This is a genomic window from Knoellia locipacati, assembly GCF_007992835.1.
GTDB lineage: Bacteria > Actinomycetota > Actinomycetes > Actinomycetales > Dermatophilaceae > Knoellia > Knoellia locipacati.
This window is the reverse complement of record NZ_BKBA01000004.1, coordinates 66,266-82,806: the sequence shown is the minus strand read 5'-3', so window position 1 is coordinate 82,806 and position 16,541 is coordinate 66,266. Positions and strand designations below refer to the sequence as shown.

The 16,541-nt window shown below is 70.6% G+C and carries 16 protein-coding genes; 8 read left to right on the top strand and 8 right to left on the bottom strand.

Annotated elements, in window-relative coordinates:
- Nucleotides 1-2: 2 nt before the first annotated feature.
- The 3 genes from gnd to dnaA all read right to left on the bottom strand — a co-directional run bounded on the left by gnd (nucleotide 3) and on the right by dnaA (nucleotide 4,506).
- Complete coding sequence (gnd, locus tag KLO01_RS06300) at nucleotides 3-1,115, bottom strand: phosphogluconate dehydrogenase (NAD(+)-dependent, decarboxylating) (RefSeq protein ID WP_147063299.1); 1,113 nt, start codon at nucleotides 1,113-1,115, stop codon at nucleotides 3-5.
- A gap of 109 nt (nucleotides 1,116-1,224) precedes the next feature.
- Complete coding sequence (gene dnaN, locus KLO01_RS06295) at nucleotides 1,225-2,358, bottom strand: DNA polymerase III subunit beta (RefSeq protein ID WP_147063297.1); 1,134 nt, start codon at nucleotides 2,356-2,358, stop codon at nucleotides 1,225-1,227.
- A gap of 606 nt (nucleotides 2,359-2,964) precedes the next feature.
- Entirely contained in the window at nucleotides 2,965-4,506 is a 1,542-nt protein-coding gene (gene dnaA / locus KLO01_RS06290; RefSeq protein ID WP_147063693.1) for a chromosomal replication initiator protein DnaA, read from the bottom strand.
- A gap of 403 nt (nucleotides 4,507-4,909) precedes the next feature.
- Between dnaA and rpmH the strand changes: the two genes are divergently transcribed.
- The 8 genes from rpmH (at nucleotide 4,910) to KLO01_RS06250 (ending at nucleotide 11,237) form a co-directional block, all read left to right on the top strand.
- Entirely contained in the window at nucleotides 4,910-5,047 is a 138-nt protein-coding gene (gene rpmH / locus KLO01_RS06285) for a 50S ribosomal protein L34 (RefSeq protein WP_010849920.1), read from the top strand.
- Between the two features lie 7 nt (nucleotides 5,048-5,054).
- On the top strand, nucleotides 5,055-5,420 hold the full coding sequence (gene rnpA / locus KLO01_RS06280; protein WP_147063295.1) for a ribonuclease P protein component: 366 nt from the start codon (nucleotides 5,055-5,057) through the stop codon (nucleotides 5,418-5,420).
- On the top strand, nucleotides 5,417-5,710 hold the full coding sequence (gene yidD, locus KLO01_RS06275) for a membrane protein insertion efficiency factor YidD (RefSeq protein ID WP_147063294.1): 294 nt from the start codon (nucleotides 5,417-5,419) through the stop codon (nucleotides 5,708-5,710). The genes rnpA and yidD overlap by 4 nt, the downstream gene beginning before the upstream one ends.
- A gap of 66 nt (nucleotides 5,711-5,776) precedes the next feature.
- Entirely contained in the window at nucleotides 5,777-6,781 is a 1,005-nt protein-coding gene (yidC, locus tag KLO01_RS06270) for a membrane protein insertase YidC (protein ID WP_147063292.1), read from the top strand.
- Nucleotides 6,782-6,872: 91 nt separating this feature from the next.
- Nucleotides 6,873-7,472 (top strand): Jag family protein, encoded by a 600-nt coding sequence (locus tag KLO01_RS06265; RefSeq protein WP_147063290.1) that lies wholly within the window; start codon nucleotides 6,873-6,875, stop codon nucleotides 7,470-7,472.
- Nucleotides 7,473-7,549: 77 nt separating this feature from the next.
- On the top strand, nucleotides 7,550-8,176 hold the full coding sequence (gene rsmG, locus KLO01_RS06260) for a 16S rRNA (guanine(527)-N(7))-methyltransferase RsmG (protein ID WP_246136085.1): 627 nt from the start codon (nucleotides 7,550-7,552) through the stop codon (nucleotides 8,174-8,176).
- A gap of 911 nt (nucleotides 8,177-9,087) precedes the next feature.
- The gene (locus KLO01_RS06255) at nucleotides 9,088-10,098 is read left to right on the top strand and encodes a ParA family protein (RefSeq protein ID WP_186827937.1); all 1,011 of its coding nucleotides are present in this window, start codon (nucleotides 9,088-9,090) and stop codon (nucleotides 10,096-10,098) included.
- A complete protein-coding gene (locus tag KLO01_RS06250; protein WP_147063286.1) occupies nucleotides 10,095-11,237 on the top strand; it encodes a ParB/RepB/Spo0J family partition protein in 1,143 nt (380 codons plus the stop codon). Before KLO01_RS06255 ends, KLO01_RS06250 begins: the two co-directional genes overlap by 4 nt.
- A 117-nt stretch (nucleotides 11,238-11,354) precedes the next feature.
- On the opposite strand, the gene trxA is transcribed toward KLO01_RS06250, so the two are convergent.
- From trxA to KLO01_RS06225, 5 genes are all read right to left on the bottom strand, one after another.
- The gene (gene trxA / locus KLO01_RS06245; RefSeq protein WP_147063284.1) at nucleotides 11,355-11,681 is read right to left on the bottom strand and encodes a thioredoxin; all 327 of its coding nucleotides are present in this window, start codon (nucleotides 11,679-11,681) and stop codon (nucleotides 11,355-11,357) included.
- A gap of 61 nt (nucleotides 11,682-11,742) precedes the next feature.
- Nucleotides 11,743-12,765, bottom strand: coding sequence for a thioredoxin-disulfide reductase (trxB, locus tag KLO01_RS06240; protein ID WP_147063282.1), 1,023 nt, complete (start codon nucleotides 12,763-12,765; stop codon nucleotides 11,743-11,745).
- Between the two features lie 101 nt (nucleotides 12,766-12,866).
- Nucleotides 12,867-13,673, bottom strand: a complete 807-nt coding sequence (locus tag KLO01_RS06235; RefSeq protein WP_147063280.1) for an RsmA family anti-sigma factor — start codon at nucleotides 13,671-13,673, stop codon at nucleotides 12,867-12,869.
- A gap of 85 nt (nucleotides 13,674-13,758) precedes the next feature.
- Entirely contained in the window at nucleotides 13,759-14,340 is a 582-nt protein-coding gene (gene sigM, locus KLO01_RS06230; protein ID WP_147063278.1) for an RNA polymerase sigma factor SigM, read from the bottom strand.
- Between the two features lies 1 nt (nucleotide 14,341).
- Entirely contained in the window at nucleotides 14,342-16,504 is a 2,163-nt protein-coding gene (locus KLO01_RS06225) for a protein kinase family protein (protein WP_147063276.1), read from the bottom strand.
- Nucleotides 16,505-16,541: the final 37 nt, after the last annotated feature.

Genomic DNA, 16,541 nt, shown 5'->3' with positions numbered 1-16,541 from the left:
GCTCAGGCCTTCTTTGCGGCGCGCTTCCGCGTCGACGCGGTGCCCGAGGTCGGGCCGCTGGCAGCGCCGGTCGCCCCCGAGCCGGACGACGGACCGGCGGACGCAGCCTGGCGACCCTTGGACGCGGCCTTGGCAGCGCTCTTGGTCGGCTTCTCCTTGGCGGCAGCCTTGGCCTTGGCGGTCTCGGCGGACTTCGGCCCGGCCTGGGCCTCGGTGCGCAGCTTCTCGCCCTCGGCGGTCGTCATGACCTGGTGGCCGCCGAACTGGCCGCGCAGGGCGGCGACGGCCTGCATCGTCGGCGAGGACTCCTGGCGGGAGGCGAACCGGGCGAAGAGCGACGCCGAGATGACCGGCATGGGCACCGAGTTGGCGATGCCCTCCTCGACGGTCCAGCGACCCTCGCCGGAGTCGGCGGTGTAGTCGGAGACGTCCTCGAGCTCGGGGTTGTCCTCGAGCGCCTTGACCATGAGGTCGAGCAGCCAGGAGCGGACGACCGTGCCACGGCTCCACGCCTTGAACGACCCGGGGACGTCCTTGACGATGTCCTTCTTGGCGAGCAGCTCGTAGCCCTCGGCGTAGGCGTGCATGAGGCCGTACTCGATGCCGTTGTGGACCATCTTGACGTAGTGGCCGGCGCCGATGTCGCCGGCGTGGACGAAACCCTCGTCGCGCGGACCCTCGGGACGCAGCGCGTCGAAGATCGGCATCGCCTTGGCGACGTTGGCCTTGGTGCCACCGACCATGAGGCCGTAGCCGTTCTCGAGGCCCCAGATGCCACCGGACACACCGCAGTCGAGGTAGCCGATGCCCTTGGCCTTGAGCAGCTTCTCGTTCTCGATGTCGTCGGTGAAGCGGCTGTTGCCACCGTCGATGACGAGGTCGCCCTTGTCGAGCAGCTCACCGAGCTTGGCGACGGTCTCACGCGTGGGGTCGCCGTGGGGGACCATGACCCAGACGGTGCGGGGCGCCTCGAGCTTCTTGACGAGCGCGGCGAGGGTCCGGACGTCCGAGACGTCGGGGTTGCGGTCGTAGCCGACGACCTCGTGACCGGCGCGGCGGATGCGCTCGCGCATGTTGCCGCCCATCTTGCCGAGCCCGATGAGTCCCAGTTGCATTGCTACCCCTTCGCGTACGGAGAATTCGTGCCGGTCGTGTGCTCGTATGCCGTGTGCTCCCGACAGCGGCCCGCGTGGCGGACCCGGGTGCTCGTCAGGCTACGCCCGCTCAGCTCGCGAAGCGCACGGGCATGATGACGTAGCGGTAGCTCGTGTCCGCCTCGCCGTCGACCTCGGCCTGTCCGCTGAGCACGGCCGGGCGTGAGGGCTGGGTGAAGGACAGGCGGCTGAAGTCGGTGCCGACGGCGCCGAGCCCGTCGAGCAGGAAGCCGGGGTTGAACGCCACCTCGATGTCGGGACCGGTGAGCGTGGCCTCGACGGCCTCGCTCGCCTGGGCGTCCTCGCCGGTGCCGGCCTCGATCGCGACCTGGCCCTCGGTGAAGCGCAGGCGGACCGGGGTGTTGCGCTCGGCGACGAGGGCCACGCGCTTGACGGCCTCGACGAGCTCGGCGGTGTTGATGACCGCCTCGGTCTCGGAGGACGAGGGGAAGATCGAGCTGACCTTGGGGTACTCGCCGTCGAGCAGGCGCGTCGTCGTGCGGCGCGAGCCGGCCTCGAAGCCGACGAGCCCGTCGCCACCGGCGGCGGAGCCGAGCGCGACGTCGATCGAGCCGCTGGCACCGAGCGAGCGGGCCGTGTCGGCGAGGGTGCGGGCCGGCACGAGGACGATGTGGCTCGCGGCGCTGTCGGTGGGGTTCCAGGTGAGCTCACGCATCGCGAGGCGGTAGCGGTCGGTGGCGAGCAGCGTCATCTTGTCGCCCTCGATCTCGACACGGACGCCGGTGAGGATCGGCAGGGTGTCGCCGCGGTCGGCCGCGACCGACACCTGGCTCACGGCCTGGGTGAAGACGTGGCCGTCGATCGAGCCGCTGGGCTCCGGGGAGGCCGGCAGCGTCGGGTAGTCGTCGGAGGGCATCTGGAGCAGGCTGAACCGGCTCGAGCCACACGTGACCTGGACCTTGGAGCCCTGCACCTCGACGTCGACCGGCTTGTTGGGCAGGTTGCGCGAGATGTCGGCGAGCAGGCGGCCGAGCACGAGGACCGTGCCGGACTCGCTGACCTCGGCCGGGACGGTGAGCCGCGCGGAGACCTCGTAGTCGAAGGCCGACAGCGTCACCGTGCCCTCGTCGCTGGCCTCGAGCAGGATGCCGGCGAGCACGGGGACGGGCGGACGTGCAGGAAGTCCGCGAGCCACCCAGGTGACCGCCTCGGCCAGGACTTCACGCTCGACGCGGAACTTCACGGCATACCGACCTAACTGAAGAAAAGAGGTGCACGGGGTGGAACGACAGGAACGACGCGCACGGACATGGCCCGGGAACGCGGGAAGCATGACCCTAGTGCACGAAGGTGCGCGGGGTCACCCGAGTCGGAATGTGTCATTTCGTCCGGGTTTGGCTCGGGGTTCCACAAGCAGGTTCTCGGGGCAGGACAGGAGATAGATGGATCTCGTCAGGTTTGTAGGAGGTGTGGATTCTGTGGACAACCTGCCATTCATGCAGGTCAGGGGCCCTGTGTCGCCGGTGGACGAACGGTGGACCCGGTGTGGAGCGTCGTGCCTCGCCTGTTGACGCCCGGTATGCCGTCCGCTCCGGTCCACCGGAACGACACCGTCCGTCCACTCCCCCAGGGGTGGTTGTCCACAGCTGTCCACAGGGTGCTGGGGATGGAGGGTTTGTACAACGTCTGGGAATCGCGAGTTGTCCACAGAGTTGTGCACAGCCCGTGGATGGTGCGCGGAACCACCCAGGCGGATCAGCCCCAGGTGACGAACGGGTGTCGCCACACCCACAGCTGTGGATGGCCCTGTGGACAACCGGTCTGCCTGTGGACGGGCGAGCGGGTCGGGTCAGCGCGACTGCTGCTTGATCCGGTTGGTCAGCTCGGTGACCTGGTTGTAGATCGCGCGGCGCTCGGCCATGAGCTGGCGGATCTTCTTGTCCGCGTGCATGACGGTCGTGTGGTCGCGGCCGCCGAACTGCTGCCCGATCTTGGGCAGCGAGAGGTCGGTGAGCTCACGACACAGGTACATCGCGATCTGGCGGGCCGTGACGAGCACCCGTGAGCGCGACTGGCCCTGGAGGTCCTCGAGCGTGAGCCCGAAGTAGGCCGCAGTCTGCGCCATGATCGTCGCGCTCGTGATCTGGCTCGAGCTGTCGTGCGGGATGAGGTCCTTGAGCACGATCTCGGCGAGCGAGATGTCCACCGGCTGCCGGTTGAGGCTGGCGAAGGCCGTGACGCGGATGAGGGCGCCCTCGAGCTCGCGGATGTTGGTCGTGATCCGCGAGGCGATGAACTCGAGCACGTCGTCGGGGACGCTGAGGCGCTCCTGGGCGGCCTTCTTGCGCAGGATCGCGATCCGGGTCTCGAGGTCGGGCGGCTGCACGTCGGTCATGAGGCCCCACTCGAACCGGCTGCGCATGCGCTCCTCGAAGCCGCTGAGCAGCTTCGGGGGGAGGTCGCTCGTGATGACGACCTGCTTGTTGGCGTTGTGGAGGGTGTTGAACGTGTGGAAGAACTCCTCCTGCGTCTGCACCTTGCCCTGGAGGAACTGGATGTCGTCGATGAGGAGCACGTCGACATCGCGGTAGCGACGCTGGAAGTTCGCGGCCTTGTCGTCACGGATGCTGTTGATGAAGTCGTTGGTGAACTCCTCGGAGTTCACGTAGCGCACCTTGACGTGGGGGAAGAGGTTGCGGGCGTAGTGCCCGATGGCGTGCAGCAGGTGGGTCTTGCCCAGGCCGGACTCGCCGTAGATGAAGAGCGGGTTGTAGGCCTTGGCCGGTGTCTCGGCCACCGCGAGGGCGGCGGCGTTGGCGAACCGGTTGCTCGCGCCGATGACGAAGGTGTCAAAGGTGTACTTCGGGTTGAGCCGGGTGAGCTCCACCTGCTCGGGGACGGCGGCGCCGGGCCGCGGGCGCAGCGCGCCGGGTGACCTCGTGTGTGCCGTGGCCCGGTCGGTGCGGGCGGCGTTGTGGTCGTCGTCGTCGTCGACCAGTGCGATCCCGTCGAGCTCGGCGCGGCGCTCGGCGCGGCGCCCGTCGGCGTCACCGGGCCCGCCGGAGGGGACGGGGTCGGCCAGGTGCGGTGCCCCATGGGGCACGTCGTCGGCGATCGGGGCCGGCGGCTCCTGGACGGGGATGTCGCCCAGGCTCTGGTCGACCGTGACCGCGAGACGGACCGGGTGGCCGAGCTGGCTGCTCAGGGTCTCGGTGACCCGGTCGCGCAGCCGCGTCTCGACGATGTCCTTGGTGAAGTCGTTCGGCACGGCGATGAGCACGGTCTCGTCGAGCAGGCCGACGAGCTTGGCCAGCGAGAGGAAGGCGCGCTGCTGCACGGGGATCCCGTCGGAGTCCAGCGCGTCGAGCGTCGTGCGCCAGATCTGGTCCATCCCCACGTCCGGCACCTGACCACTCAACCTTTCGACGTTCTCCTCGTGCGACCCCGGGGATGTTTCCACAGAGTTGTCCACAGACTGTGGGTATGCCGAAAGACGCTAACAAGGGGCATCCCACGCAGCAACCTGCCGGGGCCCTCGATCACAAGGTGCGCACAGAATTGCCCGCGTGTCGTAGGCCGATCCACCCCTCGTGAGGTGAGACCATAACCGTTTTGGCGCAAATGTGAAGACCCTCGGCGCGAGTTTGACCCGGATGCACGCTCTCCCGTACCGTTGACAGGCCTGTTGCGGCGGCCAATGCTGCCTGCCCACAGCCCCAGAACCTGCACCACCCTGACAGCCCCAGACCCTGCGGATCCCGTCCGTGGAGGTCGTCTCGTGAAGAGAGATTTCCGTGAGCAAGCGTACGTTCCAGCCCAACAACCGTCGCCGGGCCAAGACCCACGGCTTCCGTCTGCGCATGCGGACCCGCGCCGGCCGCGCCATCCTGGCTGCCCGTCGCCGCAAGGGTCGCGCCGAGCTCTCCGCCTGAGGCCTCGGTGCTGCCGGCGCCGAACCGACTGCGTGAGCGGTCGGACTTCGCGTCGGCGATCCGGGCCCCTGGTGCGACGCGAGCGGGATCGAGGATCCTCGTGGTGCACGCCAACGTGACCGACTCTCGTGCGGGACTTCCGCCGCGGGTCGGTTTCGTCGTGTCCAAGGCCGTCGGCAACGCCGTGGTCCGCAACCGCACCAAGCGCCGGCTGCGCGCCGCCGTCGCGAGCCAGCTGCCCGGCATACCGGCGGGGGTCGACGTCGTGGTCCGCGCCCAGGCCGCGGCAGCCTCCGCGACGTTCGCGGAGCTCTCCGAGGCCCTGAACCCGTTGTTGCACAAGGTCGTTCGCCGTCTCGAGGCCGCCAGATGAGCGTCGGACAGGTCGCAGCCAAGCCCCTCGTGTGGCTCGTGCGCGCCTACCAGCTCGTCCTCTCGCCAATGCGGCCGGCCACCTGCCGCTACTACCCCTCCTGCTCCGCGTATGCCGTGACCGCCCTGACGCGCTACGGCCTGCTCCGGGGAACCTGGCTCACGATCCGTCGGTTGGGCAGGTGCAACCCCTGGTCGCCCGGCGGAGTCGACCACGTGCCGGCCCTGCCCGGACATCCCGACGACGCTGACCTCGTCGCTCGTCACATCCCCCACGAGACCACCACCTGACCCACACACCCGGTTCCACCGTGTGGGCCCACTCCGGCCGAGACGCCGGAACTATCGAAGGACAGCATGGGAGACTTCTTCAACAGCCTGCTCTACCCGATCGAGCTCCTGGTCGCGTGGATCATGTACGGCTTCCACCAGGCATTCACCACGATCGGCCTCGACCCGGCGTCGGGCCTCGCGTGGGGCCTGTCGATCATCGGGCTCGTCATCGTCATGCGTGCCGCGATGATCCCGCTGTTCGTCAAGCAGATCAACGCCTCGCGCAAGATGCAGATGATCCAGCCCGAGCTGCAGAAGATCCAGAAGAAGTACAAGGGCAAGACCGACCCCGAGTCCCGCCAGGCGATGACCCAGGAGACGATGGCGCTCTACCGCCAGGAGGGCACCAACCCGTTCTCCTCGTGCCTGCCGATCCTCGTGCAGTCGCCGTTCTTCTTCGGTCTCTTCCGCGTGCTCAACGGCCTGCAGGGCATCTCCGAGGGCACCAAGGACCCGATCGGCCCGATCACCAAGGCGGTGGCGTCGCAGGCCGAGTCGGCCACCCTCTTCGGGGCGCAGCTCTCCGACAAGTTCATCGGTGCCGAGACGACGACCACCAAGATCGTCACGATCCTGCTCATCGTGCTCATGTCGGCGACGACGTTCACGACGCAGCGCCAGCTCATGACCAAGAACATGCCGGCCTCTGCACTGGACAACCCGTTCGCCAAGCAGCAGAAGCTCATCATGTACGTCATGCCGGTCGTCTTCGCCGTCTCCGGCGTCAACTTCCCGATCGGTGTGCTGCTCTACTGGTTCACCACCAACGTGTGGTCGATGACCCAGCAGTTCTACGTCATCCGCCGGATGCCGGCCCCCGGCTCGGCTGCCGAGAAGGCGCTGCACGAGCGGCTGGCCAAGCGCGGCAAGCCGATCCCCGGCGAGGCCGAGCGCAAGGCCCGTGAGGCGGCCGAGGCCGAGGAGGCCGCGGAGCGCACCCGTCAGCGGGTGCAGCCCAAGGGCAAGAAGCGTGCGAAGAAGAGTGGCCCCGGGTCGACCCCGGCGAAGGCCAAGCAGACCGACAACTGAACCCCACCCCCACCGCATCAGGGCTCTGACCTGCGACGATGCGGCCCGGACCGGCCAACGAGGACGTCGGCCGCCACGAGAGGAACCACCCATGAGTGAAGTGACCGACCAGGCTGTCGAGCCGGTGAAGGTCGACGAGAGCGACGTCTCCGTCGAGTCGGCGGAGGAGCAGGCCGAGGCCGAGGCGACCGCGGACGCTGGTGCCGAGCGCACCCCCGCCGCCCCGGCGGACCTCGAGAAGGAGGGTGAGGTCGCAGCCGACTTCCTCGAGAACCTCCTCGACATCTGCGACCTCGACGGCGACATCGACGTGGACATCGACGGCGACCGCGCCGCCGTGGCGATCGTCGACTCCGAGGAGGGGCGCGTGCCGCGTCGTCTCGTCGGTGACAACGGCAAGGTGCTCGACGCCCTCCAGGAGCTCACCCGTCTGGCCGTGCAGTCGGCCACCGGTCACCGCAGCCGCCTCATGCTCGACGTCGCCGGTCACCGCTCCGGTCGCCGCGCCGAACTCGTCGAGATCGCCAAGGAGGCCATCGCCTCGGTCAAGGAGAGCGGCGAGAAGTCGTCGCTCGAGCCGATGACGGCGTTCGAGCGCAAGGTCGTCCACGACGAGGTCCTCGCTGCCGGCCTGTCCTCCGAGTCCGAGGGCGTCGAGCCGCGCCGTCACGTCGTGGTCCTGCCCGCGTGAGCGATGTTTCACGTGAAACGGTGACGGACCCCGAGTTCGTCACCACCCCGCCAGCCGCACCTTCGGGTGCGGCTGGCGTGTTCGGGGACCGTCTCGGGTCGGCCAACCAGTTCGTCGAGATCCTCGCGGACACGGGCGTGAGCCACGGGCTCATCGGCCCGCGCGAGGTGCCGCGCCTGTGGGAGCGCCACGTCCTCAACTGCGCGGTCATCGAGGACGCCTTCCCGCAGGGCGCGAAGCTCATCGACGTCGGCTCCGGCGCCGGCCTGCCCGGAGTGGCACTCGCCCTGGCTCGGCCCGACCTCGACATCCACCTCGTCGAGCCCATGCAGCGCCGCACCGAGTGGCTGTCGGCGACCGTGGCGCAGCTCGAGCTGGCGAATGTCACGGTGCACCGCGGCCGGGCCGAGGAGTTCGTCGGCGTGCTCTCGGCGCCGTGGGTGACCGCACGGGCCGTGGCGCGGATCGCCAAGCTCGCGCGCTGGTGCGTCCCCCTGCTCGACGGCCGCGGGACGGTCGTCGCCATGAAGGGCCGCTCCGCCCAGGAGGAGCTCGACAGTGATCGGCGCGAGCTCACGAAGCTCGGTCTCGTCGAGTCCACCCTCTCCGAGCACGGCACAACGGTCCTCGAGGAGCCCACGCTCACGCTGGACCTGACGTTCCAACCGAAACAGCGCGTCACCAAAGGCAAGAAGAAGCGCTGACTAGTTGCCGCGTGAGGAAGGGCGCCCACGCGCCGGCAGGGAAGCAGGAGGTGCGTCGCGGTCGATGTTTCACGTGAAACATGCTCATGGGGGCAGGTGACTGGGGGAGCGCAGCAATGACGGATCGCCGCTGGCTGGGTCTGGCGGGAGCGCGCAGCGCGGTCAGCGCGCAAGCGCGGATGGGACTACGGCGATCCGTTGTTGGGGCGCGACCTACGCAAGCCACATGGACGTCAGGCGGCTGGACGTGTGATCGCTGGCGAGCGCGGGAGGATGGTTCGACAGAGGCGCGTGGGGACATGTTTCACGTGAAACGTTGCGCTGTGGGCGGAACTCCGTCGATGGCGCGCCGGGCGGTTTGGCGTGTCGGGGGGTGCCGGGGTTGGATTGGGTCTTCTTGACCGACGAGTGTGAGGTGGATCCCGACGATGGCAGTCGAGACCGAACGCCGCGTGACCCCGGGTCTGGGCTTTCCCGCCCTTCCTGGCACCGAGACCTCCCCGCTCGGGTGGCCCGGACCGGACGGCGTGTTCCGTGGTGATGTTTCACGTGAAACGTCCGCGGGTGAGGATGGAACCGATGTCGACCACGGGGGCGCCCCCGCCGCGACAAACTCGGAGCACGGGTCAGGTGGGTCCGGAGACGCCACGACGACCTCCGCGCCGGCTGTCGGGTCCGACGCGGAGCCGGACGTGGCCAAGGGGGAGACGGACCTGCCCGAGCCTGCCTCAGACACCGACGTCCTCCGTCAAACCACGGCGTCCTCGGCAGGGCTCAGCGAAAGCGCTGAGGACGCCGTAGTGGCATCCGCGGATTCGGCTGCCGCCGTTGTTTCACGTGAAACACAGGTCGACACTTCCACACGCTCCGCTGCAGGGACCGGTGGGGGCGAGCGGGCCGACAACGGGTCCATGGCCTCTGTTTCACGTGAAACGGAGCCGACCGACGCCGAGCGCGCCGCCGATGCCCTGGCGAACGTCGCTCGCGAGGCGCACGAGGACGTCGCCGATCTCCCGGTGGCCGGTGCGGACACGCCGCTGGCCCAGGCCGTCGCCGAGGATGCCCGCAAGCGGATCACCCTCTCCGGTCGGGAGCTCCCTCGCCCGGCGCAGACGCGCGTGCTCACCGTCGCCAACCAGAAGGGTGGCGTCGGCAAGACGACGACGACCGTCAACGTGGCCGCCGCCCTCGCGCAGGCCGGGGCCACGGTGCTCGTCATCGACCTCGACCCGCAGGGCAACGCGAGCACGGCCCTCGGGATCGAGCACCACGCCGAGGTGCCGAGCATCTACGACGTCCTCGTCGACGGCGACCCGATGAGCAAGGTCGTCCAATCCTGCCCGGACATCCCGGGCCTGTTCTGCGCGCCGGCCACCATCGACCTCGCCGGCGCGGAGATCGAGCTCGTCTCGCTCGTCGCCCGCGAGACGCGTCTGCAGAAGGCGGTCACGGCATACCGGAACGAGCTCGCCGAGCGCGGCGAGAGCCTCGACTACGTCTTCGTGGACTGCCCGCCCAGCCTGGGGCTGCTCACGGTCAACGCGTTCGTCGCGGCGAGTGAGGTCTTCATCCCCATCCAGTGCGAGTACTACGCGCTCGAGGGACTCTCGCAGCTCCTGCGCAACATCGAGCTCATCAGAGACCACCTCAACCCGACGTTGCACGTGTCGACGATCCTGCTGACGATGTACGACGGCCGGACCCGGCTGTCGGCCCAGGTGGCCGAGGAGGTCCGGACCCACTTCCCCGACCAGACGCTCAAGGCCACCGTGCCGCGCTCGGTGCGCATCTCCGAGGCCCCGAGCCACGGACAGACCGTCATGACCTACGACCCCAACAGCAGTGGCGCCCTCTCCTACCTCGAGGCCGCCTCAGAGATGGCCGCGCAGAACGCCGCCGAGAACAGCGAGGACCGTTCATGAGTGACAAGCGACGTGCCCTGGGCCGCGGCCTCGGAGCCCTCATCCCGCCGGGCGGCGGTGGCGGCGCGACCCGACCGACCGATGTCTTCTTCAAGGAGCGCACGGAGCCCGTGGGTGCACCGGCCGGCTCGGTGGACACCGTCGAACGACCGGCCGACGCCGCGGCCGACAGCTCCCCGGTGGCCGAGCCGACGACACCGCACACACCCGACGAGACCGCATCCGTGCAGGTCAGCGACTCGGGCGCGTCCGCTGACGCCACGCAGACGCCGTCCAGGGACGCCGTCGACGGCTCCGACCTCGTCGCCGTCCCCGGTGCACAGTTCGCCGAGCTCGACCTCGACTCGATCCGGCCGAACCCGCGTCAGCCGCGCACCGTCTTCGACGAGGACGACCTCGCCGAGCTCGTCCACAGCATCCGCGAGATCGGTGTCCTCCAGCCGGTCGTCGTGCGTCGCGTCCCCGCCGACGCCACCGACGTGCCCGAGGGTGTCGAGTACGAGCTCATCATGGGTGAGCGCCGGTGGCGCGCCAGCCGCGAGGCCGGCAACGACACGGTCCCGGCCATCATCAAGGCCACCGAGGACGACGACCTCCTGCGGGACGCGCTCCTCGAGAACCTCCACCGCAGCCAGCTCAACGCGCTCGAGGAGGCGGCGGCCTACCAGCAGCTGCTCGACGACTTCGGCTGCACCCAGGAGGAGCTCGCCGGGCGCATCGGGCGGTCGCGACCGCAGATCAGCAACACCCTGCGGCTGCTCAAGCTGCCCCCGATGGTCGCTCGCCGCGTCGCCGCCGGGGTGCTGTCGGCCGGGCACGCTCGCGCCCTGCTCGGTGTCGGTGACGGCGCCGCCATGGAGCGGCTCGCCCAGCGGATCGTCGCCGAGGGCCTGTCGGTGCGTTCGGTCGAGGAGATCGTCTCGCTCGGTGTCGAGGACGAGAAGCCGGCTCGGCGCCGGCCGCGGGCCGGTGGACGCCACCCGCAGCTCGACGACATCGCCGCCGGTCTGTCGGACCGGCTCGAGACCGGCGTCGGCATCACGCTGGGCAAGTCGCGCGGCAAGGTGACCATCGACTTCGCGTCCGTGGAGGATCTCAACCGGATCCTCGACGCCATGCACCTGCGCGACTCCGTCTGACCGAAGGCTCACGCGCAAAGTGCGGATCAGCCCAATCGGGTTGTGGCACAACGGTTTTGAGCCGACGAACGACGAAGCGCCGGTCCGACGGACCGGGGCTTCGTCGTGGGGTTCTCGTCAGGCGAGGAAGGGCTCGAGCTCGCGCAGGAGGGCGGGCTTGGGCTTGGCGCCGACGATCGTCTTGACGATCTCGCCGTCCTTGTAGACGTGCATCGTCGGGATCGAGGTGATGCCGAGCTTGCCGGTGATGGACGGGTTCTCGTCGGTGTTGAGCTTGACGACGTCGATCTTGTCGGCGTGGTCACGCGCGATCTCCTCGAGCACGGGCGCGATCGCCTTGCACGGGCCGCACCAGGGCGCCCAGAAGTCGACGAGGGTGACCTTGGAGTTCTTGACGACGTCGGCGTCGAACGAGGCGTCATCGGTGGTACGGGTGGCTCCCATGGCGGGGGTCCTTCCTGGGTTGGTGCGGATCAGGTCTGCGGGGTGGGGGGCGTGAAGCCGGTCAGGGGGCGATGAGGGCCGCGTCGGGGGCGGGCGCCCCGGCGTGCTCGGCCTCGGCGAGGAAGCGCTCGGCGTCGAGCGCCGCGGCGCAGCCGGAGCCGGCGGCGGTGATGGCCTGGCGGTAGGTGTGGTCGACGAGGTCGCCACAGGCGAACACGCCCTCGATGTTGGTCAGGGTCGAACGACCCTGCACGAGGACGTAACCCTCGCCGTCGAGACCGACGCGGGTGCCGTCGGTGGTCTCCTTGAGCAGCTCGTTGCGGGGGTCGTGACCGATCGCGATGAACAGGCCGGTGACGTCGAGCTCGCTGTCGGCGCCGGTGACGGTGTCGCGCAGGGTGATGCCGGAGAGCTTGTCGCCGCCACGGATGCCGACGACCTCGCTGTTCCAGGCGAACCGGATCTTGTCGTTGGACAGGGCGCGCTCGGCCATGATCTTGGAGGCGCGCAGCTCGTCGCGGCGGTGCACGATCGTCACCGAGCGGGCGAACTTCGTGAGGAAGGTGGCCTCCTCGACGGCGGAGTCGCCACCACCGACGACGGCGATGTCCTGGTCGCGGAAGAAGAACCCGTCGCAGGTCGCACACCACGAGACACCGTGGCCGGAAAGGCGCTTCTCGTCGGGCAGCCCGAGCTCGCGGTAGGCCGAGCCCATCGCGAGGATGACGGCGCGGGCGCGCCACGTGCGACCCTCGCCGTCGACGACGGACTTGATCTCGCCGTCGAGCGAGACCGAGGTGATGTCGTCGGTGACGAGCTCGGCGCCGAACCGCTCGGCCTGCGCGCGCATCTGCTCCATGAGGTCGGGCCCCATGATGCCGTCGCGGAAGCCCGGGAAGTTCTCGACCTCGGTGGTGTTCATCAGGGCGCCACCCGCGGTGACCGCACCCTCGAAGAGGACCGGCTGGAGGTTGGCGCGGGCGGCGTACACGGCGGCCGTGTAGCCGGCCGGGCCGGAGCCGATGATGATGACGTTGCGCACGTCCTGGCCGTCAGTCGTGTGGGCGGGGGAGCTCACGAACACCGTCCCTTGTGTCTGTCATGGTGAACCACCGCTACATGCGGTGGTCTCGATTCAACTGATCCTAGGCGCTGGGGATTCCCGACACACCGCCCGACCCGCGGTCAGGGCAGCTGGATCGGTCCCGCGATGAGTGACGGGTTGCCCAGGGTGCAGTCGCGACCCACGGCGTATGCCGTCCGCCCACCGTCGCGGGTCACCACGAGGACCGCGGCGGGGGTGGCGTCGACCAGGGCCAGGTCGACCCGCGCGGCGGCGTTGCGGGGGAGTCCGAGGGCCACGAGGCAGGAGCGCACACCGATCTCGGTGCCGATCGGGCCGATCCCCGGGGACTCGGCCGTGAGCGGCGCCGTGGGTGCCGCCGCGCTGTCGCGGTCGACCTCCGTGGCGAGACCACCGGCCGTGTAGGTGCGTCCTGACTTCGTCACGACGACTTGGCCGGTCTGCACCGGGCCCGCGGCGGACCGACCGTCGTTGTCGCTGCCCGACTGGGGGCCGGACTCGTCGCCGTCGGTGGGACCCTCGGCCCGCTGGTCGGCCGGGCTCCCGCCCGCGGACGAGTCCGCTGTCGTTCCGGACGAGGCCGAGTCGCCACCGGAACCGAGCAGACCCAGCTGGTCGGACGCGACCGCCCCACCGCCGAGCAGCACCACGGCGGCCACCGCGGCCCGGGACCCGTTGCGGGCCCACCACGAGGGTCGGGGAGCACCGTGCGCGGACTCCGTTCCACGTGAAACGGCGCGCAGTCCGTCCTCGCGACTCGTGCCGGGCCGTGCCTCAGGCAGGGGCAGGTCGGCGAGCGAGGACTGGATGCGGGCGACGAGGTCGTCGGGCATCGGCCCCGGGTCGGGGAGGCCACGGAGCAGGGCACGCATCCCCGTGGGGTCCGTGTCGTCGTCGGGCGTGCTCACCACCATCTCCTCCGGTCGCGGTCTGCGGCGCCGGCGCAGCCCCGCGGGGCACGCCGAACCGCATCAAGGGCTCGTGGGTAGGACGTCACGACTGCCCCCGAGGTTCCCGGGGGCCGTCGTCGACACGGGACGGGCCCAGCAGGGCGGCGAGCGCCTCACGGCCGCGTGCACACCGTGACTTCACCGTGCCCACCGCGACGCCGAGGACCTCTGCGGCGTCCGCGACCGGCATACCGTGCATGTCCACGAGAACGAGGGCGAGCCGCTGGTGCTCCGGGAGCCGTGCGAGGGCCGCGCGCACGTCGAGGCCGGTCTCGGCCTCGCCGTGGCGGTCGTGGGCGTCGATGACGTCGAGGTCGGCCACGTCACCGGCGCGGCGCAGCACGTCGCGCTCGCGGCGCAGGCGGTCCAGGCAGGCGTTGACGACGATGCGGTGCAGCCACGTGGAGACCGCGGCGTCGCCACGGTAGGACTCCGCGCGCCGGAAGGCGTTGACGAACCCGTCCTGGACGCAGTCGGCGGCGAGCTCACGGTCACCGGTGGTGCGCACGGCGACCGCCCAGAGACGGTCACGGTGGCGGCGGAAGAGCTCGCCGAAGGCGTCCGGGTCCCCGTCGACGTGACGGGCCATGAGGGCGCGATCGGGTGCGTCCTCGAGCCCGGCCATGTCAGCTCTTGACCTCGACCTCACCGAGGATCGCGCGGTAGCGGCCGTTGCCGTCCTGGCTGAGCTTCGTGAACCAGACGATGACGTACTGGCCGGTGGTGCCGGCCTTGACCGGGAAGGTCACGGTGCCGTCGGCGCTCGCCTTCGTCCCGACCTTGACGGCGCCGGTCAGCGACTTGTCCGCGCCGATGTAGACCTCGACGTCGGCGCGGTTGCCGAGCGTCAGCGAGATCTCGCGGGCCGCGACGTTGGGCCCGAGGTCGACGACCACGCCGACACCCTGCTTGAGCCCACCGAGAGCAGCGGACGAGTAGCCCTCGGACTGCCAGGCGGTCGAGGGGTCGCCGTCGAAGACGCGGGGCGCGCGGGTGCCGTTCTCGCGCCCGTCACCCTGGGGGTCGAACCCGTCGGCGGCGAGGATCTGGAGCTTCTCGCCGCTCGAGTTGGGTGTGGCGCCCGTCTTGGCGGGGGTCGGGCTCTTGGTGGCGGCGCCCGCGGAGGCACTGGCCGCACGGTTGGGCACCCCACCGAAGTCGACGTTGGTCTTGGAGCCGATCTGCATCACGCCGTAGATGCCACCGATGAGCGCGACGACGAGGAAGGCCGCGACGATGGCCAGTGCGACCTTGGACTCGTCCTTGGTGAGCGGCTCGGCGGGGACCAGGGGCGCGGGGGGCTCGAGGAAGGCGTCGCTGCCCGTGCCGGGGCGCACGTGGTCGCCGTCGTCGGTGAGCCCAGGTGCGTTGGGCGCGGTGATCCGCTCGTGGAACCCGCGGCGCTCGGCGGCCTTCTCGGCCGCGCGCTCGCCGACCTGGCGTCCGAGCGACCCGACGCGGGACCCGGCCCGGCTCATGGCCTCGGCGACGGCTGATCCGGCGCCCGCCATGGCAGCACCGGCCGCCGCAGCGGCTGCGGCCGCCGTGGTGGCGGCGCGGGGTGCCGCGTCGCCGTCCCCCGACGGGTCGGAGCCCACGGGGCCGGCCTCGGCGCCCGTGGCGGTGGGCTCGGGGACCGTCGAGGAGGGACGGACCCGCGGCAGCTCGGCCGTGCTGTCAGCCGGCGGAGGAGTGGCGCCGGCGCTCGCCGCACCGGTCACCGGGATCGCCTCGGTCGGCGCCGAGGTCGAGGTGGGGCGCTGGAGCACCCGGGTGGGCTCGTCGTCGTCCTCGGTCGGCGCGTCCTGCGCGTCCGGGCCGGCCAGCGGCTCGGAGTCGGGGTCCGCGCCCGTCGACGGGTCAGGCTCCGGGGCCGTCGTCGGGAGCACCTCGGTCGAGGCCTGCGGCGTGAGGGCAGCGGGCGTGAGGGCAGCGGGCGCGAGTGCTGCGGGTGCCAGCGCCGCGGGAGAGAGCGCCGTCGGCACCCGGGGGTCGACCGCAGCGGTCGTGGCGATCGTCGAGCGACCGGCGACCTGGCGCGAGGGCCACGGGGCGATCTGGCGGGCGAAGTCGCCCGGCGACGTCGGCCCCTGGTCGTCGCCGAGGGTGAGGCGGCAGAGCGCGTCGAGGTCGCGCGGCACGCCGGCGGCGATCTCGGAGGGCGCGGCGACGCCACCGAGGACACGCGGGGCGGAGCCGAGCGACGTCGCTCCGGGACCGGGCCACAGACCGGTGAGGCCGGCATACGTCAGCGAGACGACACCGATCGCGTCGCGACGGGAGGCGTCCTCGGACTCGACGTCGTCGAGCTCGACGATCGCCGCGCTCGTGGCCACGCCACGCAGGCGGACCTCGCCGTCGACGGTGCGCAGGACGTCCTCCGGACGCAGGTCGAGGTGGTGCAGGCCGCGCTGGCGGGCAGACTCGAGGGCCGTGGCGACCTCGCCGACGATGCGGCGGACCTCGTCGGCGGGCAGGCCACCGTCGTGCACGAGCTGGGCCAGGGATCGCGAGTCGGCCACGTCGCTCTCGATGACCCACGCGACGCCGCGCTCGCGACCCGCGTCGAGGACGCGGTGCAGGGTGGGGGTGTCGAGCCCGGCGGCGCGGCGCCCGGCGTCGAGGACGGCACTCGCCCGGTGGTCGCTGTCGGGCAGGCAGAGGACGACCACGGAGCGGCCGAGCGTGGTGTCGTCAGCGGTCCACCGCTCGCACCCGTGGCGTTGCTCGATCCTGCGCTGGGTGGTGTACCGCCCGTCGAGGGTGGTTCCGGGTCCGACGCCCTCCAACGGGTGCCCCTTCCGATCGGTGTGTCGACCATCCTAG

What these genes read in the sequence shown, in the direction of transcription:
- dnaA (WP_147063693.1), bottom strand. Translation starts at nt 4,506, where the DNA reads ATGGACCAGATCTGGCGCACGACGCTCGACGCGCTGGACTCCGACGGG.
- KLO01_RS06250 (WP_147063286.1), top strand. Translation starts at nt 10,095, where the DNA reads ATGAGTGACAAGCGACGTGCCCTGGGCCGCGGCCTCGGAGCCCTCATC.
- yidC (WP_147063292.1), top strand. Translation starts at nt 5,777, where the DNA reads ATGGGAGACTTCTTCAACAGCCTGCTCTACCCGATCGAGCTCCTGGTC.
- KLO01_RS06255 (WP_186827937.1), top strand. Translation starts at nt 9,088, where the DNA reads ATGGCCTCTGTTTCACGTGAAACGGAGCCGACCGACGCCGAGCGCGCC.
- KLO01_RS06265 (WP_147063290.1), top strand. Translation starts at nt 6,873, where the DNA reads ATGAGTGAAGTGACCGACCAGGCTGTCGAGCCGGTGAAGGTCGACGAG.
- trxA (WP_147063284.1), bottom strand. Translation starts at nt 11,681, where the DNA reads ATGGGAGCCACCCGTACCACCGATGACGCCTCGTTCGACGCCGACGTC.
- sigM (WP_147063278.1), bottom strand. Translation starts at nt 14,340, where the DNA reads ATGGCCGGGCTCGAGGACGCACCCGATCGCGCCCTCATGGCCCGTCAC.
- yidD (WP_147063294.1), top strand. Translation starts at nt 5,417, where the DNA reads ATGAGCGTCGGACAGGTCGCAGCCAAGCCCCTCGTGTGGCTCGTGCGC.
- gnd (WP_147063299.1), bottom strand. Translation starts at nt 1,115, where the DNA reads ATGCAACTGGGACTCATCGGGCTCGGCAAGATGGGCGGCAACATGCGC.